Origin of the sequence: Bacteroides cutis (assembly GCF_900241005.1) — a bacterium.
GTDB classification, from domain to species: domain Bacteria; phylum Bacteroidota; class Bacteroidia; order Bacteroidales; family Bacteroidaceae; genus Bacteroides; species Bacteroides cutis.
In genome coordinates this window covers 126,419-153,179 of sequence record NZ_OEST01000002.1, presented here as the reverse complement: position 1 = coordinate 153,179, position 26,761 = coordinate 126,419, and the positions used below count along the sequence as shown (strand labels likewise).

At 39.9% G+C, this 26,761-nt stretch carries 24 protein-coding genes; 6 read left to right on the top strand and 18 right to left on the bottom strand.

All coding sequences use genetic code 11. The features are described 5' to 3' along the window. Positions 1-132 precede the first annotated feature (132 nt). Positions 133-741, top strand: a complete 609-nt coding sequence (locus C1A09_RS04590; RefSeq protein ID WP_101542574.1) for a thiamine phosphate synthase — start codon at positions 133-135, stop codon at positions 739-741. Here C1A09_RS04590 and C1A09_RS04585 read toward each other — a convergent pair. Continuing rightward, positions 738-1,619: a sensor histidine kinase gene (locus C1A09_RS04585; RefSeq protein ID WP_101542573.1), complete on the bottom strand. Its 882-nt coding sequence runs from the start codon at positions 1,617-1,619 to the stop codon at positions 738-740. The two genes, C1A09_RS04590 and C1A09_RS04585, sit on opposite strands and share 4 nt — an antisense overlap. 145 nt (positions 1,620-1,764) lie before the next feature. After that, positions 1,765-4,485, bottom strand: coding sequence for a pyruvate, phosphate dikinase (gene ppdK / locus C1A09_RS04580; protein WP_101542572.1), 2,721 nt, complete (start codon positions 4,483-4,485; stop codon positions 1,765-1,767). Between the two features lie 206 nt (positions 4,486-4,691). Here ppdK and rlmD point away from each other — a divergent pair, with 206 nt between their 5' ends. Together rlmD and C1A09_RS04570 are read left to right on the top strand one after the other, a co-directional pair. Beyond that, positions 4,692-6,119 (top strand): 23S rRNA (uracil(1939)-C(5))-methyltransferase RlmD, encoded by a 1,428-nt coding sequence (gene rlmD, locus C1A09_RS04575; RefSeq protein ID WP_101542571.1) that lies wholly within the window; start codon positions 4,692-4,694, stop codon positions 6,117-6,119. Between the two features lie 52 nt (positions 6,120-6,171). Next, on the top strand, positions 6,172-7,080 hold the full coding sequence (locus C1A09_RS04570; RefSeq protein WP_101542570.1) for an RluA family pseudouridine synthase: 909 nt from the start codon (positions 6,172-6,174) through the stop codon (positions 7,078-7,080). A gap of 44 nt (positions 7,081-7,124) precedes the next feature. On the opposite strand, the gene C1A09_RS04565 is transcribed toward C1A09_RS04570, so the two are convergent. Then, a complete protein-coding gene (locus C1A09_RS04565; protein ID WP_101542569.1) occupies positions 7,125-7,541 on the bottom strand; it encodes a hypothetical protein in 417 nt (138 codons plus the stop codon). A gap of 7 nt (positions 7,542-7,548) precedes the next feature. Then, entirely contained in the window at positions 7,549-7,986 is a 438-nt protein-coding gene (locus C1A09_RS04560; RefSeq protein ID WP_101542568.1) for a hypothetical protein, read from the bottom strand. Between the two features lie 238 nt (positions 7,987-8,224). Between C1A09_RS04560 and C1A09_RS04555 the strand changes: the two genes are divergently transcribed. From C1A09_RS04555 to C1A09_RS04545, 3 genes are all read left to right on the top strand, one after another. Continuing rightward, positions 8,225-8,737: an outer membrane beta-barrel protein gene (locus C1A09_RS04555; protein WP_101542567.1), complete on the top strand. Its 513-nt coding sequence runs from the start codon at positions 8,225-8,227 to the stop codon at positions 8,735-8,737. Positions 8,738-8,913: 176 nt separating this feature from the next. Then, entirely contained in the window at positions 8,914-9,768 is an 855-nt protein-coding gene (gene map, locus C1A09_RS04550) for a type I methionyl aminopeptidase (RefSeq protein WP_101542566.1), read from the top strand. A gap of 1 nt (position 9,769) precedes the next feature. Next, complete coding sequence (locus C1A09_RS04545) at positions 9,770-11,152, top strand: DNA recombination protein RmuC (protein WP_101542565.1); 1,383 nt, start codon at positions 9,770-9,772, stop codon at positions 11,150-11,152. Positions 11,153-11,244: 92 nt separating this feature from the next. Here the strand turns inward: C1A09_RS04545 and nhaA are convergent, their stop codons facing one another. The 14 genes from nhaA to C1A09_RS04475 form a co-directional block, all read right to left on the bottom strand. After that, positions 11,245-12,561, bottom strand: a complete 1,317-nt coding sequence (gene nhaA / locus C1A09_RS04540) for a Na+/H+ antiporter NhaA (protein ID WP_101542564.1) — start codon at positions 12,559-12,561, stop codon at positions 11,245-11,247. 57 nt (positions 12,562-12,618) lie between these two features. Further along, positions 12,619-13,797: a cation:proton antiporter family protein gene (locus C1A09_RS04535; protein WP_101542563.1), complete on the bottom strand. Its 1,179-nt coding sequence runs from the start codon at positions 13,795-13,797 to the stop codon at positions 12,619-12,621. Between the two features lie 79 nt (positions 13,798-13,876). Next, positions 13,877-15,658 carry a translation elongation factor 4 gene (gene lepA / locus C1A09_RS04530; RefSeq protein ID WP_101542562.1) on the bottom strand — a complete coding sequence of 594 codons (1,782 nt, stop codon included), beginning with the start codon at positions 15,656-15,658 and terminating at the stop codon, positions 13,877-13,879. 111 nt (positions 15,659-15,769) lie between these two features. Further along, entirely contained in the window at positions 15,770-15,970 is a 201-nt protein-coding gene (locus C1A09_RS04525; protein WP_101542967.1) for a winged helix-turn-helix domain-containing protein, read from the bottom strand. A 155-nt stretch (positions 15,971-16,125) separates the two neighbouring features. Beyond that, positions 16,126-16,584, bottom strand: a complete 459-nt coding sequence (locus C1A09_RS04520) for a C-GCAxxG-C-C family protein (RefSeq protein WP_101542561.1) — start codon at positions 16,582-16,584, stop codon at positions 16,126-16,128. Between the two features lie 4 nt (positions 16,585-16,588). After that, entirely contained in the window at positions 16,589-17,353 is a 765-nt protein-coding gene (locus tag C1A09_RS04515) for an exodeoxyribonuclease III (protein ID WP_101542560.1), read from the bottom strand. A gap of 46 nt (positions 17,354-17,399) precedes the next feature. Continuing rightward, the gene (locus C1A09_RS04510) at positions 17,400-18,662 is read right to left on the bottom strand and encodes an Nramp family divalent metal transporter (RefSeq protein WP_101542559.1); all 1,263 of its coding nucleotides are present in this window, start codon (positions 18,660-18,662) and stop codon (positions 17,400-17,402) included. A 168-nt stretch (positions 18,663-18,830) separates the two neighbouring features. Further along, a complete protein-coding gene (locus C1A09_RS04505) occupies positions 18,831-19,076 on the bottom strand; it encodes a TIGR03905 family TSCPD domain-containing protein (protein WP_101542558.1) in 246 nt (81 codons plus the stop codon). Further along, on the bottom strand, positions 19,076-19,819 hold the full coding sequence (locus C1A09_RS04500) for a YebC/PmpR family DNA-binding transcriptional regulator (protein WP_101542557.1): 744 nt from the start codon (positions 19,817-19,819) through the stop codon (positions 19,076-19,078). Before C1A09_RS04500 ends, C1A09_RS04505 begins: the two co-directional genes overlap by 1 nt. Before the next feature lie 46 nt (positions 19,820-19,865). Next, positions 19,866-22,328 (bottom strand): phenylalanine--tRNA ligase subunit beta, encoded by a 2,463-nt coding sequence (pheT, locus tag C1A09_RS04495; RefSeq protein WP_101542556.1) that lies wholly within the window; start codon positions 22,326-22,328, stop codon positions 19,866-19,868. 210 nt (positions 22,329-22,538) lie between these two features. Beyond that, complete coding sequence (locus C1A09_RS04490) at positions 22,539-23,789, bottom strand: DegT/DnrJ/EryC1/StrS family aminotransferase (RefSeq protein WP_101542555.1); 1,251 nt, start codon at positions 23,787-23,789, stop codon at positions 22,539-22,541. Positions 23,790-23,860: 71 nt separating this feature from the next. Beyond that, positions 23,861-24,451, bottom strand: coding sequence for a sugar transferase (locus tag C1A09_RS04485; RefSeq protein ID WP_101542554.1), 591 nt, complete (start codon positions 24,449-24,451; stop codon positions 23,861-23,863). Positions 24,452-24,460: 9 nt separating this feature from the next. Further along, positions 24,461-25,465 (bottom strand): glycosyltransferase family 2 protein, encoded by a 1,005-nt coding sequence (locus C1A09_RS04480; protein WP_101542553.1) that lies wholly within the window; start codon positions 25,463-25,465, stop codon positions 24,461-24,463. Further along, the gene (locus C1A09_RS04475; protein ID WP_101542552.1) at positions 25,452-26,732 is read right to left on the bottom strand and encodes a nucleotide sugar dehydrogenase; all 1,281 of its coding nucleotides are present in this window, start codon (positions 26,730-26,732) and stop codon (positions 25,452-25,454) included. The genes C1A09_RS04480 and C1A09_RS04475 overlap by 14 nt, the downstream gene beginning before the upstream one ends. Positions 26,733-26,761: the final 29 nt, after the last annotated feature.

Here is a 26,761-nt window from a genome sequence, read left to right as displayed (position 1 = left end):
CTACAGGCTATAAAAAGCCTTGGATGCGTTTTTTTATTACTGAAAAAACAATGTAACATATTTTAAAGAAAAACATTGGCATCTGAAGCTACGATTGATTAACTTTGCTAAACTTAACAGTTAACAAACGAAATGAAACTCATTGTAGTCACAGCACCCACTTTTTTTGTGGAGGAAGACAAGATTATCACGGCACTCTTTGAAGAAGGCTTGGATATACTGCACCTGAGAAAACCAGAAACCCCTGCTATGTATGCAGAAAGACTTTTAACGCTTATACCCGAAAAATATCATAGACGTATCGTCACCCATGAACATTTTTATCTGAAAGAAGAATTCGACTTGATGGGAATTCATCTGAACTCCCGCAATCCCAAGGAACCGCATGATTACTCCGGACACGTGAGTTGTACTTGCCACTCTATAGAGGAGCTGAATAATAAAAAGCACTTCTACGATTATTTGTTTATGAGTCCCATTTATGATTGTATCACCAAAGAAGGAATACTTTCAGGTTATACTCCTGAAGAACTCCGCCAAGCGGGAAAAGATAAAATCATAGACAGTAAAGTGATGGCATTGGGAGGCATAACGCCCGAAAATATTTTGGAGGTGAAAGATTTCGGATTTGGAGGAGCCGTAATACTGGGGAACTTATGGAATAAGTTCAATGCTTGTACCGATCGTGATTATCTGGAAGTTATCCGCCACTTCAAGAAACTGAAAAAAATGGCTGATTAAAACTTACCGTATTCATTATATTCTATGGATGCAGGCAGAGTAAAATAAAAAGTAGAGCCTTCCCCTTTCTTAGACTCTACACCAATACCGCCACCATAGTGTTCTACAATAGATTTCGTTATGGAAAGTCCCAAACCTGTACCACGGATATTATAATTCATCTTTACAAAACGTTCAAAGATGGCACGACGTCCTTTTTCGTCAATGCCACATCCGGTATCGGTCACATAAAAGTAAAAATTTTTATTACTCAATCTTCTGTATCCCACTGTGACACTACCTCGTTCCGTAAACTTCAATGCATTCTTTATCAAATTACTGATTACCTGGGAAAAACGTACCCGGTCAATCATTAAACGACATTGTGGCATTTTTTCGACAAACTCAACTTGGATACCCGACTGGCGTGGATGTATATTTTCTGTCACACAGATTTCCATAATTACCGCATTGATATCAACTTCCGTATTATTATATTCCATAGTATTTGCTTCAATCTTGGAATAATCCAGCAAGTCATTCACCAACTGCAACAGTACATCTTTGTTCTCATTAATCTCTTTTTGAAAAGCCATACGTTCTTCTTTACCCAAATTATCTGTCTCAGCAAGAATAGTGGTAAAACCAACAATTGCATTGAGGGGAGTACGTATTTCATGAGTCATATTGGCAATAAAAGCATTCTTTAGCTGATTACTTTCTGCAGCTACTTCGTTCAATCGTTTCAACGTCTTTACTCGCCGCGACTTACTGATAGAAACAATAATCATAATAACCAGAAGTAAGAAAATAATCATTGCAGAAAAAATGAGCAATAACTCATTATTTTGATAAAAGGCAGAAATCCACCCAATATAAGTTGCAATCATTGATTCCATGGTTATTTGTTTGTTTCAATAAATGATAAGAAATATTATAAATGCAAATATAGGAAGAAAATATAGATATATTAGGAATATCATATTATAAAAAAGGGGAGGATCCATAATGAATCCTCCCCTACCATATATTGCGGTTATATTTTTAACCTTCAATAGCCGCCTGCGCCGCAGCCAAACGGGCGATAGGCACGCGGAATGGAGAACAACTAACATAGTTCAAACCAACTTTATGACAGAACTTCACGGAAGAAGGTTCACCACCATGTTCACCACAAATACCACACTTCAAATTCGGACGAACAGCACGTCCTTTTTCTGTTGCCATACGTATCAATTGTCCTACACCATTCTGGTCAAGCACTTGGAACGGGTCTACCTTCAATATCTTCTTTTCCAGATAAATCGGAAGGAAGGAAGCGATATCATCACGAGAATAACCGAAAGTCATCTGAGTCAAATCGTTCGTTCCGAATGAGAAGAATTCGGCAGAAGAAGCAATTCGATCGGCTGTCAAAGCCGCACGAGGTATCTCAATCATTGTACCTACCTTGAAGTCGATACTATCACCTACTTCTTCAAACAACTTGGCTGCTTCGGCACGAATAACTTCTTCCTGCTGTTTGAATTCATAAAGGATACCGGTCAACGGCACCATTATTTCCGGATGAGTTTCAATACCTTCCTTCTTCAATTCCAAAGCTGCACCTAAGATAGCACGTGTCTGCATCTGTGTAATCTCAGGATACGTATTTCCCAAACGGCAACCACGGTGACCCAACATCGGATTGTGTTCGCAAAGAGCTTCAACACGCTGCTGGATATATTGCAGACTTACACCCATTGTGTCTGCCATTTCTTGTTGTCCCTTCAAATCATGGGGAACAAACTCATGCAAAGGAGGATCGAGCAGACGAACGGTCACCGGACAATCTGCCATTGCCTTGAAGATACCTTTGAAGTCAGCCTGTTGATAAGGCAATATTTTAGCTAAAGCCTTGCGACGTCCTTCCGCATTTTCTGCCAAAATCATTTCACGCATAGCTTTAATCTTTTCACCTTCAAAGAACATGTGTTCCGTACGGCAAAGACCGATACCTACAGCACCGAAATTACGTGCAACCTGCGCATCATGTGGAGTATCCGCATTGGTACGTACCTGCAACTTGGTATATTTATCAGCCAAATTCATCAATTCGGCAAAATCTCCGGAAAGTTCGGCAGCCTTTGTTTCTACTTTACCTTTATAAACTTCACCGGTACTACCGTTTAAAGAAATATAATCACCCTCTTTCAATACTATACCGTCCACTTCTACCGTACGAGCCTTATAGTCGATATTCAAAGCACCTGCACCCGATACACAACACTTACCCATACCACGGGCAACCACAGCTGCATGTGAAGTCATACCACCACGAGCCGTAAGAATCCCTTCAGCAACTGCCATACCTGCCAAATCTTCGGGTGAAGTTTCGATACGTACCATAACCACACGCTTACCGGCAGCATGCCAATCGGCAGCATCATCAGCAAAGAAAACGATTTGCCCACATGCAGCACCCGGAGAAGCCGGAAGCCCACGGGTCAACACTTTAGCCTGTTTCAAAGCAGCTTTATCAAATACTGGGTGGAGTAGTTCATCCAGTTTATTAGGTTCACAACGCATCAAAGCTGTTTTTTCATCAATCATACCCTGATGGAGTAAATCTGTGGCAATCTTCACCATAGCCGCACCTGTACGTTTACCATTACGAGTCTGGAGAAACCAAAGCTTACCTTCTTGTACAGTGAACTCCATATCCTGCATATCTCTATAGTGGTTTTCAAGTTTAGTCTGCAATGCATCCAACTCTTTGTAGATTTCCGGCATCGCCTCTTCCATAGAAGGATACTTAGAAACACGGTCTTCTTCACTAACACCCGCCAATTCAGCCCAACGTTTGGAACCGATTATTGTAATTTGTTGTGGAGTACGGATACCGGCAACAACATCTTCACCTTGTGCATTAATTAAATACTCACCGTTGAAAAGATCTTCACCAGTTGCGGCATCACGGCTAAAGCAAACCCCTGTAGCAGAAGTATCACCCATATTACCGAATACCATTGCCTGAACGCTAACCGCTGTACCCCATTCATCCGGTATACCCTCCATCTTACGATAAAGAATGGCACGCTCATTCATCCATGAATTGAACACCGCGCAGATAGCACCCCACAACTGTTCGTATGCACTAGTCGGGAAATCCATTCCAGTTTGAGCTTTTACGGCAGCCTTGAACTTCTTTACCAACTCCTTAAGGTCTTCTACTCCTAACTCATTATCCAATTTCACGCCTTTAGCATGTTTCACCTCTTCTATTATAGCTTCAAACGGATCAATATCTTCCTTGTTGGTTGGTTTCATGCCTAATACAACATCACCATACATCTGTACAAAACGGCGGTATGAATCCCACGCAAAGCGGGCATTACCAGTTTTACGAGTCAAACCTTCCACCACTTCGTCATTCAAACCCAAATTCAAGATAGTATCCATCATACCCGGCATGGAAGCACGTGCACCAGAACGTACAGAAACCAATAACGGATTTTCAACGTCACCGAATTTTGAACGCATCAATGTCTCTACATGTGCAATTGCATTTTCGACTTCGTTTTTCAATAGAGCAACTACTTTATCCTGCCCCATTTCATAATATTCTGTACAAACTTCTGTCGTAATTGTAAAACCCGGAGGAACCGGAACTCCGATAAGGTTCATCTCAGCCAAGTTAGCGCCTTTACCTCCCAAGAGGTTTCTCATATCGGCCTTACCCTCTGCCTGGCCATTACCAAAGGTATAAACTCTTTTTTTGTCCATAATATAAATTTAAAGTTTTTGATTGTGATTTTTCTCTTTTTCTGTTCGCAAATCTAAGTATATTTCACAGACTAGAAAATTTTTTTAGAGAAAACTTTAATGCAAAATGTAATTTCGACATTGCAAAATTTAATATTTCAATTCATAGAGAGAATTCGCAAAAAAATACCTACTTTTGCCACAGAATTTATTATACTGGTGTAAAAGTGGCAAGAAAAAGAAAAGAGCTTCCCCTGTTAGAAAAGGTGGAAATTACAGATGTGGCTGCCGAAGGGAAAGCCATCGCAAAAGTCAATGATTTGGTAATCTTCGTACCCTATGTTGTTCCCGGTGATATAGTAGATCTGCAAATCAAGAGAAAAAAACATCATTATGCCGAAGCTGAAGCAGTGAAGTTCCATGAATATTCTCCGGTAAGAACTGTCCCGTTCTGCCAGCACTATGGTGTATGTGGCGGTTGTAAATGGCAGATACTTCCCTACTCGGAACAAATCAAATATAAGCAAAAACAGGTAACTGACAATCTTATCCGAATCGGAAAAATAGAGTTACCGGAAATTTCCCCTATACTCGGTTCTGAGAAAACCCAATTTTATCGGAATAAACTAGAATATACTTTTTCCAATAAACGCTGGCTGACAACAGAAGAAGTACAACAGAATGTGGTATACGAACAAATGAACGCAGTGGGTTTTCATATTCCCAATGCGTTTGATAAAGTGTTGGCCATAGAAAAATGTTGGCTGCAGGATGACATATCCAACCGTATCCGTAATGCCGTACGTGACTACGCTTACGAACACAACTATTCTTTTATCAATCTACGCACTCAAGAAGGAATGTTACGTAATATGATCGTACGCACTTCCACTACAGGCGAACTCATGGTAATCCTTATCTGTAAAATTGAGAAAGAAGAGGAAATGGTTCTATTTAAACAACTGTTGCAGTACGTGGCCGATACATTTCCTGAAATCACTTCATTATTATACATTATTAATAATAAATGTAACGATACCATTACCGATCTTGATGTTCATACTTTCAAGGGAAAAGATCATATCTTTGAAGAGATGGAAGGCCTGCGCTTCAAAGTAGGACCAAAATCATTTTATCAGACTAATTCAGAACAAGCGTATAACCTTTATAAAATAGCACGTAACTTTGCAGGGTTAACGGGTGATGAACTTGTCTATGATCTCTATACAGGCACGGGAACGATTGCCAACTTCGTATCTAAAAAGGCTCGTCAGGTAATTGGTATCGAATATGTACCCGAGGCTATCGAAGATGCAAAAGTCAACGCTGAAATTAACGGTATAAAGAATACCTTATTTTTTGCCGGTGACATGAAAGACATGTTGACGCAAGATTTCATCAATGAATATGGTCGCCCGGATGTCATTATCACCGACCCACCTCGCGCCGGTATGCACCAAGATGTAATAAATGTCATCTTGTTTGCCCAACCGAAACGCATCGTTTATGTCAGTTGCAATCCTGCAACCCAAGCACGTGACCTTCAGTTGCTCGATGTGAAATACAAAGTAAAAGCTGTTCAACCAGTAGATATGTTTCCACACACACATCATGTAGAAAATGTGGTGTTGCTTGAATTAAAAGATAAAAATTAAGAATTGAAAAATTTAAAAGTCTGAGTAACTTCAATCGTAAATCAAAAATTACATGGTTAAACAGAAAATCGTAGCAAGAGCCCGTACACAATATACGGACTATATAGTAAAGGAACCCATGGAACTGATGGAGTTTCTAAATGCCAAAATGCCGGATGCCAGTCGTACCAAACTGAAATCATTATTAAGCAAACGGATAGTATATGTGGACAGTGTAATCACCACGCAATATAATTTCCCTTTGAAACCGGGTATGAAAGTACAAATCAGCCGAGAAAAAGGAAGGAAAGAATTTAATCACAAATTGATTAAGATTGTGTACGAGGATGCCTATATCATTGTTATCGAAAAGATGCAAGGTTTACTTTCCGTCAATACCGAAAGACAGAAAGAACGTACCGCTTATACTATATTGAATGAGTATGTTCAACGTTCAGGCAAGCAACACCGTGTATATATTGTACACCGACTCGATCGTGACACTTCGGGGTTGATGATGTTTGCCAAAGATGAAAAGACACAAAATACATTACGTGATCATTGGCATAACATTGTAACCGACCGCCGTTATGTCGCTGTTGTAGCAGGAGAAATGGAAAGAAATGCCGGAACCGTAAGTTCATGGTTAACTGACCGTACTATATATGTATATTCCAGTCCTACAGACGATGGCGGTAAGGAAGCTATTACACACTACCGCACTATCAAACGTGCTAATGGATACTCTTTAGTTGAATTGAATCTGGAAACCGGACGTAAGAATCAAATCCGTGTACACATGCAAGATTTGGGACACCCCATTATAGGTGACGGCCGTTATGGACTGGAAGATGTCAACCCCATAGGACGTTTAGCGCTACATGCTTTCAAACTTTGTTTCTATCATCCCGTCACGGGAGAATTGATGCAGTTTGAGACCCCCTATCCGGCAGATTTCAAGAAATTGTTTCTGAAGAAATAAAAAAGATATTGAATAAAAAACGGGGCAAATGCCCCGTTTTTTATTCAATATCTTTTTAGCACAATAGGTCCATCAATCCTTCCATCTACATATAAAATACCAGACATCTTATTCCCGGTAATGTACACATCATAAATTTCAAACAAAGGATAATCAGATCCATAATCTATACTCAAGATCCCATTATAAATATTCCAACGAAACGGTAAAGAGAAAACAACCTTTCCTGTCGGATCATCATAATACACCTGATCATCAATCCCCAAACCATTTCCTTTAAAATAAAGTCCACTTTCCAATTCATCATCATAACTATCAACGAAACCTAAATCTCCGATCCATGTTTCGCCTACCAAATAATCATAAATAAAATTATCATTATCATCATCTTCGCAAGAAGTTAAACTTATAACCAAAGAGCAAATAAACAGTACCTTGAGGTATTTCATCATATTCTTCATATCTTTATTATTTTATTGCTTCAGGCAAATCTGTTAATACAATTACTCTTCCATCTAATTTTCCTGAAAGATAATGTTCTCTAACCCATACATTCTCAAAATATTGAATATCACCTGCGCCATAACTCAATATCAAACCTTCCATTGTATTATCAATCCATTTCCAAGTAAAATCTTTAGAAGTGGTTTCAGTTGTACCCGTTTTCTGAACTATCGTAGTTTCTTTTCCGGAATACACTTCCTTATTGTCCTGTCTCACTTTCTTAAACTCCAATTGGTGTCTGCATAAATAACCATCTTCCGTTTCATATTGTTCCATCCAAACTTTATTGCACAATTTATCATCACTATTTTGCATAGTATAATAAATGTCGTCACCACATGATACCAAACTCAACGTAAACACTGTTAATAATAATATTTTCACAAAATCCAAAGTCTTCATAATTTATCAAGTTTAGTTAATACTTGCGGACAAACATACATAAAAATATCGAAACACTTAATATTTCACTTGAAAATTCTTATAAAAGATGACAAAGAGAGTTCTTTATTTTATAAAAAACTAACTAAATATTTGTATTATACAAACATAAGATATACTTTTGCGCCCCAATAAATGCAGGTATAACTCTGCAGACATAACTAACCACAATTTATTAATTAAAAAGGTAAAAGAAAAGATGAAAAAGATTGTAATGTTTTTATTTGTGGTAATGATTGCTCTATCAATCAAAGCACAGATTTACGTGGGAGGAACAGTTGGCTTATGGCATAACGAAGATGCTGATGCAACAAGCTTTGCTCTATCACCAGAGATTGGTTACAATTTAAATGAAAAATGGGCTGTTGGTGGTATTTTGAATTTTGTACATACAAAAGTAGACGGAATAAAAGCTAACGCATTTGCACTTGCTCCATACGCAAGGTATTCTTTTTACGAAAACAAAATTGTTCGCTTGTTTATTGATGGCGGCCTTGGTTTTTCTACTAAGAAGATAAAAGAGCACGATTCAGTAAACGGTTTTGAAATAGGTTTTAAGCCGGGTATTGCAATTAAGTTGAATGATAAATTCAGTCTTATCGGTAAATGTGGATTTTTAGGCTATCGTGATGACTATGTAGTTGGCGATAATGGTTATGGTTTTGCTTTCACCAGTGAAGATCTTTCATTCGGTTTCCATTATGAATTCTAGTTTCAAATAAAAATTCTATATAAGAAAGGGATGTTATGAATGGCATAACATCCCTTTCTTATATTTTCTGATTATCATAAAGATAGAAATATATCCAAAATTACACTTCCTTCCGAAGAAAGTAAAAGAAACAATAGAAAAATTGTACTTTTGCAATACCAAAAATAAGAGGAACAATGAAAAAATTTATGAGTGGAGCACGATTTACTCCTAAAAGCTACTCTGACGAAGTAGAAACCAAAATCCAACATTATAAAAAAGAAGGGTATAAACTGCCAATGCGGAATGTACTACGTACCGCAGAACAATTAGCTGGTATTCGTGAAAGTGCCAAAATCAATACCGCACTATTGGACTATATTTCCGCAAATATCCGTGAAGGTATGTCCACTGCCGAAATCGACCACATGGTATATTGCTTTACGACAGACCATGATGCCATCCCAGCTCCTTTTATGTATGAGGGATTTCCAAAAAGTGTATGTGTCAGTATCAATGACGTCGTGTGCCATGGTATCCCCAGTACTAAGGAGTTTCTTCGTAGCGGGGATATTGTAAACGTAGATGTATCTACCATATACAAAGGATATTTCTCTGATGCGTCGCGTATGTATATGATTGGTGACGTAAAACCCGAACTACAACGATTGGTACAAGTGACCAAGGAATGCCGTGACTTAGGTATTCAGGCAGCACAACCCTGGGCACGTCTCGGTGATGTGGGGGCAGTCATTCAGGAACATGCCGAAAAGAATGGTTATAGTGTTGTACGCGACCTTTGCGGACATGGTGTCGGCATCAAATTCCATGAGGAACCGGACGTAGAACATTTCGGTAAGCGAGGTACGGGTATGTTGATTGTACCGGGCATGACATTTACCATAGAACCTATGATTAACATGGGAACCTATGAAGTCTTTATTGATGAAGCCGATGGTTGGACCGTATGCACCGACGACGGACTGCCTTCTGCACAATGGGAAAGCATGATTTTGATTACTGAAAACGGAAACGAGATTTTGACGCAATAAAATGGATATATTGTTATTGGTAATAGGGATTGTTGTAGGCTTTATTGTGGGTTATCTGATCAACGGCAGAAAAGTCGCTGCACAGAAAGCGCAATTAGACGCAACTAAAGAAAGAGAAATATTACTCAATCAGATGCTCTCAGAACGTATCAACGAACAATCTCGTTCGTACGAAGAGCGTCTCAGCGAGCAGGCACATTCGTATGAGGAACGTTTTTCCCAACAGGAACGTTCTTTCAATGAACGCCTGGTTGAGCAGCAGAAACAATGGGAACAACGTCTTCTCCAACAAAAAGAGGAAGCCGAGACTCTGCACAAACGTATGAACACGGAGTTTGAAAATCTGTCTAACCGTATTTTTCAAAGCAAAACCGAAGACTTCACGAAACTGAATGCCGAACACATTAATAACCTGCTCCGTCCGTTCGGGGACAATCTCAAAGATTTCAAGGAAAAAGTAGAACAAGTGTACAGTACAGAAGCCAAAGAACGTTTTTCTCTTGGAGAGCGTATCAAAGAATTGGTAGAGTTGAACAACCGTCTCAGTGAAGATGCCAACAACCTGACGCGTGCCCTGAAAGGTGATTCCAAGATGCAGGGAAACTGGGGTGAAATGATACTGGAACGCCTGTTACAATCCTCCGGTTTGATAGAAGGTGAACACTATTTCCGCCAGGAGTTTCTGAAAGACGAACGGGGCGAAGTGCTAACCAACGAAGAAAGCGGGCAGAAAATGCAGCCGGATATTCTCATCAAATACCCTGATGAACGGGAAATGATAATCGACTCCAAAGTATCGCTTACAGCTTACAGCGCCTACACCTCCGCCGGCGATAAAGAAGAACAGTCGCGCTGGCTCAAGGCACACCTGCAATCCGTCCGTAACCACATTGATGAACTTAGCCGGAAAGATTATTCACGCTACGACACCAAAGCACCTGATTTCGTGATGATGTTTATTCCTACCGAAGGAGCTTACTTACTCGCCATACAGAGCGACACCAATATCTGGGAATATGCCTACAATAAGAAAGTGGTATTAATGAGTCCAACTAATCTGATCAGTGCTCTCCGTTTATCACTCGACTTGTGGAAACGGGAGAATCAAGTAAAAAATGTGGAAGCAATCATCAAACGCGGTACATCCCTTTACGAAAAAATAGTAGGTTTCACCGATACTTTCCTATCCATTGGTGACCGATTGAACAATTTGCAAAAAGACTATGACAAGGCATGCAACCAGTTATCCGAAGGAAACGGCAGTGTGGTGCGCCAAGCCGAAATGCTGAAAGACATGAGTTTGACCCCCAAGAAAAGAATTTCGGCAAGACTATTACCAAAAGAAGAAATACAGGAAGAGGGAAAAATGAAAAAACCGGAATAAGAGTAAATATATTAATAGTTTTCATACTATATATGATCCAACGGCACGCTATTATCAGGCGTGCCGTTCTCAAATGGATATATAGAGGGTTTCTATTTGGGGGCTTTTGGTAATACCGCATTCAGTACAATATACCCCAGTATACCTGCAAACACAGTTCCCCAAAGTACTCCGAACTTAGCTTGGTTCAGCAGTTCAGGATAAGTCCCTGCAAAAGAAAGATTGGCAATGAACAGGGAAACAGTAAACCCGATACCACCCAGCAAAGACACACCGGCAATATTCTTCCAGTTCATACCGGAAGGCATCAATACCAATCCGCTTTTAATCGTGAGCCAAGTAAACAGATAGATACCCAAGAATTTGCCCAAAAGTAGACCTGCAGCAACAGCTATACTTACGTCTCCCACTACACTACTTTCTCCACTAAACACCACTCCTGCATTGGCAAAAGCAAACAGCGGCAAGATAATGAAATTTACAGTACCATGTAGATTATCTTCCAATGATTGTAACGGACTTATCACAAAATCAGAAGCTTGCTCCACTTGTTTCAATGTGGCTATTTGTTCATTTGTCAATACTATTTTATCCGAATCGGACACTGGAAATGTACTAATTACATCACGAATGCGCTTTATATATTTTCCGACATCCAAACGGGGACGGGCAGGAATAACAAATGCCAGTATCACCCCCGAAATAGTACTGTGAACACCTGATTGAAGAAATAAATACCAAATAATTATTCCAAAGAAGAGAAAGAAAATTTTTTGTGTCATACCGAACTTTCCCATATAATAAAGGAATACATACAATATAGCCGCCACAATTAAATAGCCATAGGCAACCTCAGAACTGTAAAAAATGGCAATCACCAGAATACCACCAATATCATCTACTACAGCAAACGCTGTCAAAAATATCTTCAAACTTAGTGGAACACGTTTTCCCAATAAACTGAGGACACCCAATGAAAAAGCTATATCCGTAGCCATCGGTATTGCCATACCTCGTGTCTCGGGAGTATCAGAAACTACTAAACATGAATAAATTAAAACCGGTACCAACATACCGCCACAAGCAGCAATAAATGGCAAGGAGGCTTTACGAAAAGAGGACAATTCTCCTACAAGCAATTCCCGTTTTATCTCCAGTCCTACTGCCAAGAAGAAAATGGTCATCAAACAGTCGTTGATAAACTCAATCATTATCAACGGATGACCGGCATGAGACAACAAGTTAAAATCACCGATACGCAAATGCAATTCTTGCGAAAGAAAATTCAAGTAAACGGGTGCCATCGATGAGTTTGCAATAATGGCAGCCATAATAGCTGTCAAGAATAGCAAAATACTCGCCACGATATTCAGCGACGAGATGTTTTTCACAGTACGTAGAATAATCATAAGTATTATTGATTTAAGATTTTGGTCTTTTCGTCAAGAAGGAAAGTCCATATAGGACTATTCCTTATAGCTTATCAGCGCCAACCTCTTCACCCACAGTACAAATATACCTGTTAAAATCAAGTTAAGTACTATAGTGAGTACCGAAATTATCAATGCCGGTCCACCTAAATTGTATCCCAAGGCTATAAATATGACCCCTGCTCCTACTTCCCCACGGGTAAACATACCAATGGAGAGTGCCAGTCGCTCACTGAACTTACGGTCACGGTAGAAAAAGACAGGAAACAGCTTACCGACATTAGATAGTAGCGAAACGATAATCACGTGTAATGTAATCATTCCCCAAGACATCATTTCCTGTGAACCAGTGACGGAATGTTGTCCGGCAGAAGCTTCTGTAAAGTCTACTCCCAAGAAACGAGGCATACTGACACCTACCAGAAACATGAAAATAAATGAAATTCCCGTAGATACTTTTTGCTCCATAGGAGTATCATGTTCCCTATGTTTCATGACCATTCCAAGTACAAAAGCAGGTAACAGAACTTCTATATGAATACTTCCGTCTTCTCCATACAGATGCTTACTGATGAGATAAAGTGATTGGGTACATATAAAAACAACTATGGAATACAACAGAATAGCTTTCCAATCTTGACGCCAGTTATACCTACCCAACTGTTTCCAACCCAAAGATAGTAACAGAAACACTATCAAAATAATTACCAGAAGCTGCCAACGAAGCCCAATCATCATGATCTGGAGAGGAATCATTAAAAGAATAGTGTCCAAGTCATCGAAGATTGCCAATACCTGAATTTTCTTATAAATCCAACTGGATTTTAAACCGATGGCGGCAAGCATTGTGAACAATATACCGGCAGAGGTTGGCGCCGCAAAACGGCTCAACAGCAAGTTTTCCTTCCAAGCCTCCCAACTATTCCAATATTCGGGAGGAAGTAAGACATAAATGTAATAAATTGCAATAAAGAACCAGGGCATAGCAGCCGTAGCCATTGCGATAAAGTAGTCTTTTGCATAGGTTTGCCAACGGGATTTATCCACCTCGAACTCACGTCCTACATTAATCATAATAAACCCAAGGCAAACATATAGAAGTACATTCGATACGGCCTTTACCGCATCATAGTTTCCACCTGCCCATACAGGGAGATATTGGGAAACAAACAAGCCCACCATCAGGAAGGCCGAAAACGATAGAACTTTTCTCATTTAGTTAAAATTAAAAGGGGATGCCAAGAGAGCCCTACGGAAAGAGAACAACCCCCAAGTTATATGAATTGTTTAAAAACTAATCCAATTTCAGTACTGCCAAGAACGCTTTCTGTGGCACTTCCACATTGCCAATCTGTTTCATACGTTTCTTTCCTCTCTTCTGCTTTTCCAGCAACTTACGTTTACGGCTCACGTCACCACCGTAACATTTTGCCGTAACGTCCTTACGCACTGCCTTGATAGTTTCACGGGAAATAATCTTAGCACCGATAGCTGCCTGAATAGCAATATCAAACTGTTGTCTCGGAATTAGGTCTTTCAACTTCTCACACATACGACGTCCTAATTCATAGGCATTATCGAAATGTGTCAAAGTAGAAAGTGCATCCACCGGTTCACCATTCAACAGAATATCCAATTTTACCAACTTGGACGGACGGAAACCGTGAGGGTGATAATCAAAGGAGGCATATCCCTTAGAGATGCTCTTTAATTTATCATAGAAGTCAATAACAATTTCACCTAACGGCATATCGTAATATATCTCTACACGATTACCGGAAATATATTCTTGTTTCACTAATTCACCACGTTTACCCAGACAGAGTGTCATGATGGGACCTATATAATCGGTAGTAGTAATTACAGAAGCACGGATATAGGGTTCTTCAATACGGTCTATCAAGGTAGGATCGGGCATACTACCAGGATTGTGTACCTCGGTCATATGCCCTTGCTTATCATATATATTATAAGATACGTTCGGTACGGTAGTAATCACGTTCATATCGAACTCACGGTCCAGACGTTCCTGCACGATCTCCATGTGAAGCAATCCCAGAAATCCGCAACGGAAGCCAAACCCCAATGCCAATGAAGACTCCGGCTGGAAAGTCAGCGAGGCATCGTTCAATTGCAGTTTCTCCAAAGAAGAACGCAAATCCTCAAAATCTTCCGCCTCAATAGGATATACCCCCGCAAAAACCATCGGTTTCACTTCCTCAAAACCGGCAATAGCTTCCTTGCACGGCCGGGCTATATGAGTAATCGTATCTCCCACTTTCACCTCCTTAGAAGTCTTGATACCCGAAATGATATAACCTACATCACCAGTACGCAATTCCTGACGAGGCACCATATCCATCTTTAAAACACCGATTTCATCCGCATCATATTCTTTACCCGTATTGAAGAATTTTACTTTATCTCCTTTACGAATTACACCGTTTACAATCTTGAAATAGGCAATGATACCCCGGAAAGAATTGAATACAGAGTCAAAAATCAAAGCTTGTAACGGTGCCTCTTCATCCCCCTCAGGATGAGGAATACGTTCGATGACCGCAGCCAGAATTTCTTCAACTCCCATACCCGTTTTACCGGAAGCACGGATAATTTCCTCACGCTTACAACCGAGCAATTCTACTATTTCATCCTCCACCTCTTCGGGCATCGCACTAGCCATATCACATTTATTGATAACCGGAATAATTTCCAGATCATGTTCAATAGCCATATAAAGATTGGAAATCGTCTGTGCCTGTACTCCCTGCGAAGCATCTACAATGAGTAGTGCTCCTTCACAAGCCGCGATAGAACGGGACACTTCATAAGAAAAATCCACATGCCCCGGAGTGTCAATCAAATTAAGAATATACTTCTCGCCCTTATACGTATACTCCATCTGGATAGCATGGCTCTTGATAGTGATACCTCTCTCCTTTTCCAAATCCATATCGTCCAACATCTGTCCTTCAGTCACTTGTATAGTATTAGTGAACTCCAACAGACGGTCAGCTAAAGTAGATTTACCATGATCGATATGAGCGATGATACAAAAATTACGTATATTCTTCATTTGTTTCTAAAATTTTGGTGCGCAAAGATACAAAAAGAAGAAGACAAAAAAAAATGCGTTGGTAGCATAATGTACCAACGCATTTTTTTATAACATACAAGTTACTTTCTTTTAGTTCAATTTTACGAACAGTTCGCCTTCAACTTCCATTGTCGAGATTTTATCTTCTCTCAACAACCATCCAAGACCTAAAAACAAATCTTTATCTACCAATTTTGTAGCTTTCTTGATTTGTTTAGCAGTTAAACCCTCAGTTTCATTCAGTGCATTCCAAATTTTTCCTGCAGTTTCACCAGCTTTTTCTCTTAACATTTTCTCTTTGTTTTTAATTAGACATGCTTTAAAACCCAATTCTAAAAAAAGAATTCAGATTTTATTTCCGCGACAAAGATAGTTATTTTTATGTTATATAACACGTTATCACTGTTTTTTTTCAATATTATGTCAGAAAAACAGCAAGAAACATTTCATTTCTGTTGCATCTTCAAGTATTCGACCCATATTCTGGCAGCTTCTTCCACCATTTTAACACACGGACGTTTAGAATAATATTGTTCTGTACGTGCTTCCGGTATAGAAGAACCCTCCGGTTTCTTGAGTCCCAATAGTTCTGCACAAATCATAGAACCATTACGTTTCTTGAATTCTTCCGCCAATTCCTGTACCAAAGCATAGTTGGCAGCTTTGCCTTCACGGTCTTTACCATCAATGGCACCTTTTTCCAATCCTGCTAGCAGAAACATACCACAGGCCGCTCCACACGTTTGTCGCATACGTCCAATACCTCCACCAAATGAAGCTGACATACGCAATGCCTGTTCCTCAGTAAATCCATACATATCCGCAAAAGCGGCCACTACAGATTGTGAACAATTAAAACCGCTTTTAAAAAGTTCTACCGCCTTTTCTATTCTATCTTCCATCATCTTTTTAATCCGTTATTTCCAGTAACATCGGACAGTGATCCGAATGAACGGCATCATTGAGAATTCTAGCTTCTTTCAATTGCGAACGTACCGGTTCACTCACCATACAGTAATCAATACGCCACCCTTTATTCTTGGCCCTCGAATTGAAACGATAACTCCACCACGTATATTCCTGTTTTCCTGGGTGGAGACAACGGAATGTATCAATAAAACCCGCATCCAGAAAACGCGTCATCCATTCCCGTTCTTCCGGTAAAAAACCAGAATTTGTTGCATTGCGGACAGGGTCATGGATATCTATTGCTTCATGACAAATATTATAATCTCCGCAAAGTATTAATTTCGGACGTGTACGTTGCAACTCCACCACATACTCCTGAAACTTTTCCAACCAAGCCATTTTAAAAGCCTGACGTTCGTCCCCACTCGTTCCTGACGGATGATATACACTCACCACAGAAATATCTCCATAATCTGCACGTAGAAAACGTCCCTCGTTATCATATTCCTCAATACCCATACCATATTCCACATGGTCAGGTTCTTGCTTCGTAAGAATGGCTACTCCGCTATATCCCTTTTTTTGTGCGGAATACAGATAATGTTTATATCCCAATGGTTCCAATACCTCTGCAGGATACTGTTCAGGCTGTAGTTTTGTTTCCTGCAAGCATAACACATCCGGCTGTTCTTTTGCCACCCATTCGGAAAATCCCTTCGTCACGGCGGCACGCAATCCATTTACGTTGTATGTAATAATCTTCATATCAATTCATTTCTAATAAATAATCATTTAGTACACCAATCGGCATTCAAGATAATTCTGAAACCAATAACATGATATTCAGAACCGTCACAATGGCAGCAATAGCATAAAGTACAAATGTACTCCATTTACTGTTTACATATTGTCCCATTACTCTGCGGGAAGAAGTCAGGCTTACCTGTAAAAACACTGTAAAAGGTAATTGGATACTCAGTATCATTTGGGAAATCAGCAATCCTTTAAAAGCATCACCGATAAAGAATATCAGCAACAAAGCAATTCCCAACGACAACATCACACCCACTTGCGAGTGACTATCCTTTATATGATAAGATTCTCCAAAGATACCGGCAAATATGGAGCCTGCCGCCATACCACTCGTTATTGTAGAGGAAATACCCGCCATCAATAATGCCAAAGCAAAAACGACAGCCGCACTGCTTCCCAACAAAGGCTCCAGTAAAGATTTGGCCTGTTGCAACTCTTCCACTTGAATACCACTTTTAAAGAAAGTAGCGGCAGCCAACAATATCATGGCACTGTTGATAGCCCATCCCACAATCATGGAAAACAACGTATCAAACAATTCATATTTCAACACCTTACGAATAGAAGTATCATCTTGTTTATTATATTCATGGCTCTGGATTACCTCCGAATGCAAAAATAAATTATGCGGCATCACTACCGCCCCCAGTACACTCATAATAATCAACATGCTTCCATGAGGAAACGAAGGTGTCACCCACCCCTGTACAGCCATCGGCCAATCTATCTTTACAAGAAATAACTCATAAATGAAAGAGAGTCCGATAACCGACACAAAAGCGATGATGGAACGCTCAATCTTTTTATAAGAGTTTGTAAAAAGCATAATGGACACAAAGAGTGTAGTCAACACAGAACCCCATATTATCGGAATATCGAATAACATCTGTAAAGCTATGGCACCACCTAATATTTCAGCCAGTGAAGTAGAAATAGAAGCCAGCACAGCCGTCCCCAATATAGGGCGAGATACCCATTTGGGAGTATATTGCGTAGCAGCTTCCGACAAACATAAACCGGTCACAATTCCCAAATGCGCTACATTATGCTGCAATATAATCAACATGATAGTAGACAAAGTCACTACCCAAAGTAATGAATAACCAAACTCGGAACCTGCCGCAAAGTTAGAAGCCCAGTTTCCCGGATCGATAAAACCAACCGTCACCAGTAATCCCGGACCGATATATTTAAAAACATCCAGACCACCCAGATAGCGTTTATGGTCTTTCCGCTTCAAATCTTTAAAAATATTCTTCATTGTGTTCGTCTATTTTGAGTGTAAAAATACTCAAATAATAACAAATATAAAGCATTTATAGTTTAAAATAAAGTCAGTACTATCCCCTCCCCTATATTAAGTAAAATAAAAAAGCCGTTTGATACAACAATCAAACGGCTTTGCCAGTATATTCAAATCCAAATAGACTTAATATCCCATTTCATGCAGCGCTTTACATAACTGATCGGGACATGAAGTCGGACGTCCACCACAACGAATACCTTCCAAACGGGAAATAACAGCCTCCACCGGCATTCCCTTTACTAATCGGGAAATACCTTGCAGATTACCATTACAGCCACCCCAAAACACAATGTCCTTAATGATTCCCTCCTCAACTTCAAGCTCAATATTACTACTGCATGTACCTTTAGTCTTGTAAGTGTAGGTCATTACGCTTCATCTTCGCCTTCTTCAGGCTTCATGTTAGTATAAACAGTTTGTACATCATCAAACTCTTCCAGACGCTCAATCATTTTATTAATCGTCTCACGATGTTCAGGCTCAACCTCTTTCAAGTCATTGGCAATATAAGTAAAATCACCACCCACATCTTCAAAACCACATTCTTCCAAATGTTTCTGAATGGCAGCATAACTTTTCGGATCACCATAAATTGTGATTGTACCTTCTTCGTCATCTACTTCAAAGTCCTCATCCACATCATAATCAATCAGGTCAAGAATGAGTTCTTCCATATCCAAACCTTCTTTTTGTTTGAAAGTAAACATACATTTATGATCAAACAAGAAAGCCAAAGATCCCATTGTGCCTAAATTTCCTCCAAATTTATTGAATACGGAACGTACATCGGCAACAGTACGCGTTGTATTGTCAGTCAATGTATCAACGAATACAGCTACGCCATGAGGGCCATATCCCTCATAAGTCATACTCTTATAATCACTTTGATCTTTACCTAATGCGTTCTTGATAGCACGTTCAATGTTATCCTTCGGCATATTTTCACGCTTACAAGTAGCGATTACCGAACGTAATGTCGGATTGTTCTCCGGTTCAGGTCCACCGGCTTTTACCGCAATAGCAATTTGTTTACCCAGTCTTGTAAAGGTCTTAGCCATGTGCCCCCATCTTTTCAGCTTGGTAGCCTTTCTATATTCAAACGCTCTTCCCATTGGAACAAAATATTTAATGTTAAATTATTAATTCTTCAATTATTAATTAACGCAACTTGGCACCTAATTTTTCTTCCAAATTCTTTACCAGTTTCGACATGATTTTATCAATCATCTTATCATTCAACGTCTGTGTCTCGTCTTGCAACAAGAAACTGACAGCATACGATTTCTTACCTGCCTCCAAATTTTTGCCTTCATAAACGTCAAAGAGAGAAACCTCCTTCAGCAACTTCTTCTCAGTGTCGTATGCGATTTTTTCAATTTCAGCAAACTGCACTTTCTTGTCAATCAGCAGAGCCAAATCACGTTTCACAGCCGGAAATTTGGAAATCTCCGAATAGCTTATCTTCACATTCTTGATAGCTTTCATCAATTCTTTCCAATTCAAATCGGCATAATAAACTTCATTGTCTATATCAAATGCTTTCAGTAACTTTTTCGTCACTACACCGAAAGTTGCCAGTCTTTTACCACCTCTTGTCTGTACAGACAAAGCGGCCGCATAAATATCATCCGTCAAATTACCAATAACCAAATCGTGCATCCGCAATCCCAAACGGGCAAAGATATTCTCAACGTATGCTTTCAACTCATAAACGGAAGAATTTTCATCCGGATGCGCCCAAGAATTGGAAACCTTCTTTCCGGTTACCCACAAACCAAGATGATAATTTTCAGAATAGGCTGCAAGTACTTTTTCCGGATTTTTCTTCTCTTCGTTATAGTGATAACAGTTACCGAATTCAAAGAACTTCAAATCAGCATTCTTACGATTGGCGTTATGAGAAATACTTTCCAGTCCCCCGAACAACAAAGTCTGACGCATCGCATTCAAATCCGCACTCAACGGATTCAACAACATTACAAGATTCTTTGACGGATAAGATTCCAAACCATCATAATATGCGGCACGAGTCAATGAATTATTCAGAATCTCATTGAAACCACATCCTACCAATTGCTCGGCAACCAAATTTTGTAATTTATTCGACTTGTCATGCTCACCCTTCGTAGTCAGACTCGACTTCAAAGTTGTAGGAATTTCTACATTATTATATCCATAAATACGAAGAATATCCTCTATCACGTCACAGTCGCGTTGTACGTCTACACGATAAGGAGGAACATCCAATGTCAATCCTTCAGCAGTTTCATCAACAATCTTCATTTCCAAGCTTGTCACGATACTCTTAATGGTCTCTACCGGAATAACCTTACCTATCATCGTATGTACCTTTTCATAAGAAAGTTCCACCCTGAAATCCTGAGCAGGAGCCACACATACATCTTTGATTTCAGAGGAAATCGTACCACCGGCAAGCTCTTTGACCATCAATGCAGCTAACTTCAGGCAGTAAAGCGTACCATTAGGATCTATACCTCTTTCAAAACGGAAAGACGCATCGGTATTCAACCCATGACGCCGGGCAGTTTTACGTACCCACGTCGGATGGAAGTATGCACTTTCAAGGAATACATCTTTGGTAGTCTCCGTAGAACCGGAATCCAAACCACCGAAAACCCCGGCGATACACATAGCCTCTTCCTTGTTACAAATCATAAGGTCACGTTCATTCAACTTACGTTCTACCCCATCCAATGTGATAAACGGAGTACCTTCCGGCATCGTTTTTACAATTACCTCACCGCCTTTTATCTTATCGGCATCAAAGCAATGGAGAGGCTGTCCGAAAGCATGAACAATATAATTAGTGATATCCACTACATTATTGATAGGACGTAAACCGATGATACGCAGTTTATTCTGTAACCATTCCGGGCTTTCCTTCACAGTTACCCCTTTCACCGTAACTCCGGCATAACGAGGACACGCCTCACTATTTTCCACCGTTACCATCATATCCAAATCATGGTTTTCTACAGCGAAAGCATCCACAGACGGTTTCTTCAGAGCAGTCTGTTTTCCGTTCTGTACCAGATAAGCGTACAAATCACGAGCCACACCATAGTGTGAACAAGCATCAGCACGGTTTGGAGTAATATCTACCTCCAGCACATAATCACTCTTAATATTATAGTAATCCTTGGCAAGTGTTCCCGGCACAGCCGTTTCCGGCAATACGATAATACCTGCATGATCTGTACCAATTCCTATTTCATCTTCCGCACAAATCATTCCATTGGATTCTACACCACGGAGTTTTGATTTCTTGATTGTAAAACATTCATCACCATCATACAGTTTAGCCCCCAGCGTAGCAACCACCACTTTCTGTCCGGCAGCCACATTCGGCGCACCGCATACAATCTGCACAGGTTCCCCCTGTCCTAAGTTGACAGTAGTAATGTGCATGTGGTCTGAATTCGGATGAGGTTCGCATGTCAACACTTCCCCAATGACCAACCCTTCCAGTCCGCCTTTAATGGTTTGCACCTCCTCTACACCTCCTGTTTCCAATCCTATGGAAGTCAAGGCAGCAGCGACTTCATCCGGCGTCAAATCAAAATCGACATACTCTTTCAACCAATTATAAGAGATATTCATATCATTATTTTTTTATTGTTTCCAAAAGTGACCCGCAAAGTTAATAAGTTTTTTTGGTTGGCAGGGAATTATCCAGTAAGAAAATAATAAAAAAGGCTCCCGAACGGTATATAAATCACCGTTCGGGAGTCTTTACTTATAAAAGCTCGAATTATCAAAAGGCTCAGGAAAACTGAGGCAGATAACCTGGCTTTCTAAAAGATTCAAACGCTACGATATAGCCTCCTTGATACTCTCCACAATATACCTTACATCCTCATCCGTCACATAAGGACCGGCAGGAAGACACATCCCTACCTTGAAGACCGCTTCCGATACACCATTCACATAAGCAGGGGCATTCTTGTATACCGGCTGCTTATGCATCGGCTTCCACACCGGTCGAGCCTCAATCTTCTTCGCAAGCAGGAACACACGCAATGCCTCCACATTCTCGTTCGGCTGGCAGTCCGTCGTGGCACAGTTCACGGCATGAATCACACCCGCAGCACCACCCACAGCCGTCCTGATTATCTCCTTGTAGGCATTCTCCTGTCCCTTGATGCGAAGCGAAGGGTCCAGCATAATGGTACTAAGCCAGAAGTTCGAATCATATTCACCCGTAGCCGGCTGCTTGTGCACCGTAACCCCGGAAACATCCGCCAACAGTTCCTCATAGAGAGACTGCACATGCTTGTGATGAGCAATATGCGCATCCGCCACCGTCATCTGTCCGCGGCCGATACCCGCACAAATATTGCTCATGCGATAGTTATAGCCTATCTCCTCATGCTGATAATACGGATACGCCTCGCGAGCCTGCGTAGCATACCACATTATCTTGTTCTTGCTCTCCGCATCAGCACATATCAATGCCCCGCCGCCACTGGTCGTAATCATCTTGTTACCGTTGAACGACAGCACACCAAACTTGCCGAACGTACCCAGCACACGACCGTTGAAGCGTGAGCCGAAACCCTCCGCAGTATCCTCTATTACCGGAATACCATAACGGTCGGCAATCTCCATAATGCGCGTACAGTCATAAGGCATGCCATACAGCGCCACCGGCACAATCGCCTTCGGCTTACGTCCAGTCTTCTCGATACGGTCTTTTATCGCCTCCTCCAATAGCGTCGGATCCATGTTCCATGTCTCTGGTTCACTGTCCACAAAGACCGGAGTTGCCCCCAAATAGGTGATAGGATGCGAAGAAGCACAGAAAGTAAAACTCTGCACCAGCACCTCATCTCCGGGACCGACGCCACATGCCAACAAGGCAAGATGAACAGCAGCCGTACCTGCGGAGAGAGCTACCACATGCCTATTCTCACCTACAAAAGCTTCCAAATCCTGTTCGAAGCCATTTACATTCGGGCCGAGTGGAACAACCCAGTTTGTGTCAAAAGCTTCTTTTACATATTTCTGTTCAATACCCTCCTCGCTCATGTGAGCAAGGCAGAGATAAATTTGCTTGTCCATAAAATATATGTGATTATTTTAGCGATTCAATTTTCTCGCATAATTGAAGAATAAAAAGAAAGGAAAGAATTCTATAAATCCTTTCCTAACACTGTATAAATAATGATTTTAATATCATTCCAAAAAGACCAATTATCCAAATATTCTATATTAATCCGCACTTTATCCGGAAACAGGACTTCGTCATTATATTTTTGAGGATCTTCCTGCTCTGCCAACAGTTCCTCCTCATTTCGATATTTCAAACTGGCAGGACCCGTAATGCCCGGCTTCAACAGTAACATTCTCCTATCCTCCCCTTCTAATTTATCCGCATAACCAGGAACATCCGGACGAGGACCAACAAGGCTCATATCACCAATCAGAACATTCCACAGTTCAGGTAACTCGTCTAATTTATACTTCCGTAATTTGGCCCCTAAGGGAGTAATACGACTTTCTCCTTTCACAGACACTGAACTGCCGGAATGAGCGACAGTCATTGAACGGAACTTATACATCGTAAATAACCGTCCATGTTGACCTACTCTTTTTTGTTTGAATATAACAGAACCTCCCGGCATCTTGACACGTATCAAAATACTGACTACTATTAAAATAGGAGATGAAAAAATTAAGCCAAAGAGCGAAGCTCCTCGGTCAAAAACTGATTTGATAAACATGGAAGCTTATTATTTTATTCTCAATAAACTCATAAGACCCATAAAAGAACCCCATCCATATGATAAGTGCAATATTGGGAACGTTATAAACAAGTAGAAAAAACTCAATTCTTTCCTTATACTTAATAGAGAACAAATTATAAAAAAACAAAGCATATAAGAGACTAAAGACAATAGTGCAACTGCAACAATTGGCAAATAAAATAGAGATACAAACAAAGGTAAGGCCAAAGATAACAAGAAAAACAAAGGAACAAAATGACGGATGGATAATGAACTAAATTGTTTAGTATAAAATACAGTCAGAATATTCCATTTACCATTTAAATAGTTATTTTTTGCAATCCCCTTGAATGTTTCACGTGCTAAATATGTAGAATAAGTATCAGGAATGATACAGATATGCCCTCCTCCACGAATGATGCGTTTATTTAATTCTATGTCCTGATTACGTATCAGCCGTTCATCATAATAACCATATTTCTCAAAGACCTCTTTTCTCCAACAACCAAAGGGTACGGTATCTACTTCCATCACTTTATCAACTCCTAAACGGAATGTAGAATTACCTACTCCAAACCGATTGCTCAATACCTCTTTAATGGCAAGTGTCTTCTGATTTTTATTCAATACATCTGTTCGACATGCCGCTCCTACATTATCAACCCCTAACATTACAAGTTGATTCACCAATGCAGAAAAATAGTTTGTAGGATATAAAGCATGGGCATCCAAACGAATAACAATATCTCCTTTTGACGATCTGATACCTATATTCATAGCAATCGGTACTATACGCTGAGGATTATCCACTAACTTGATAAATGGATTAGATTTTGCATATCCATTTATCAAATCACGTGTTCCATCCGTACTCATTCCGTCTACAAATAAGATCTCAATGTTTTCTTTTGAATAATCTTGTAGTAAGATAGATTGAATGCAAGCATCAATATATTTTATTTCATTATAGACAGGACAGATTACTGAAAGTATAATTCTACAATCTTCCATCAATAACCGTTTTATCCAATATTCCTTTCACATCATAAACCACTCCATTGGATGTTGATAGAAAATCACGAATATTCACACTCTTAAATTCATTGTGGGCCACCCCAAGAATTACTGCATCAAATTTTCCTTTTAATTCGTTTATATCTTGAGTAGTCAACTCTATACCATATTCATGTTTTACTTTATCTGCATTTGCCCAAGGATCATATACTACGATATCTGAAGTATATTCCTGCAAGGTGGAATAAATATCCACAATTTTAGTATTACGAATATCAGGACAGTTCTCTTTAAAAGTTATACCAAGTAATAAGATTTTACTATCTTTTACTAAAATTCCTTTCTTATTCATTAATTTAATTACCTGATTGGCAACATAATCACCCATACCATCATTTAAGCGACGAGCAGCAGACATTACACGAGGAAGTACACCATATACTTGAGCCTTCTGAATTAAATAATAAGGATCTACACTGATACAGTGTCCGCCAACCAAACCCGGTTTCAGTTTAATAAAATTCCATTTGGAAGAGGCAGCCTCAATAACATCATTCGTATCAATACCCATAGCATTGAATATTTTGGCAAGTTCATTCATAAATGCAATATTCACATCACGCTGCGAGTTTTCTATAATCTTTGATGCCTCGGCAACTTTTATAGATGTGGCTTTATGGGTACCATTTACAAGCACAGAGTTATATACCTCATCCACCAAATCAGCTATTTCAGGTGTAGAGCCAGAAGTTACTTTCTTTATTTTCTCTACTGTATGTTCTTTATCACCTGGATTTATACGTTCGGGCGAATAACCGGCAAAGAAATCTTCATTAAATTTCATGCCGCTTACCCTTTCTACAACAGGTAAGCATTCTTCTTCCGTCACACCAGGATAAACAGTAGACTCATATACCACAATATCCCCTTTTGAAATAACCTTACCCACAGTTTCACTGGCACCCCACAAAGGTTTCAAATCCGGGCGGTTATTAACATCCACTGGAGTAGGTACAGCCACCACATAGAAATTACAATCTTTTATTTCTTCAAGATTAGTTGTACATTCGAAACCATGATTATGAATGGCATCCTGCAATAATTTATCACTTACTTCCAACGTTGCATCATGTCCAGCCATTAAAGCATCCACACGTCGTTGGTTCATGTCAAAGCCTACTGTTTTATACTTTGTAGAGAAAAGTCGAGCCAAAGGAAGCCCTACGTAACCGAGACCGATTACGGCAATTTTTATTTGTTCCATAAATTTTAAGTAAGATTCTTTTCTTTTTA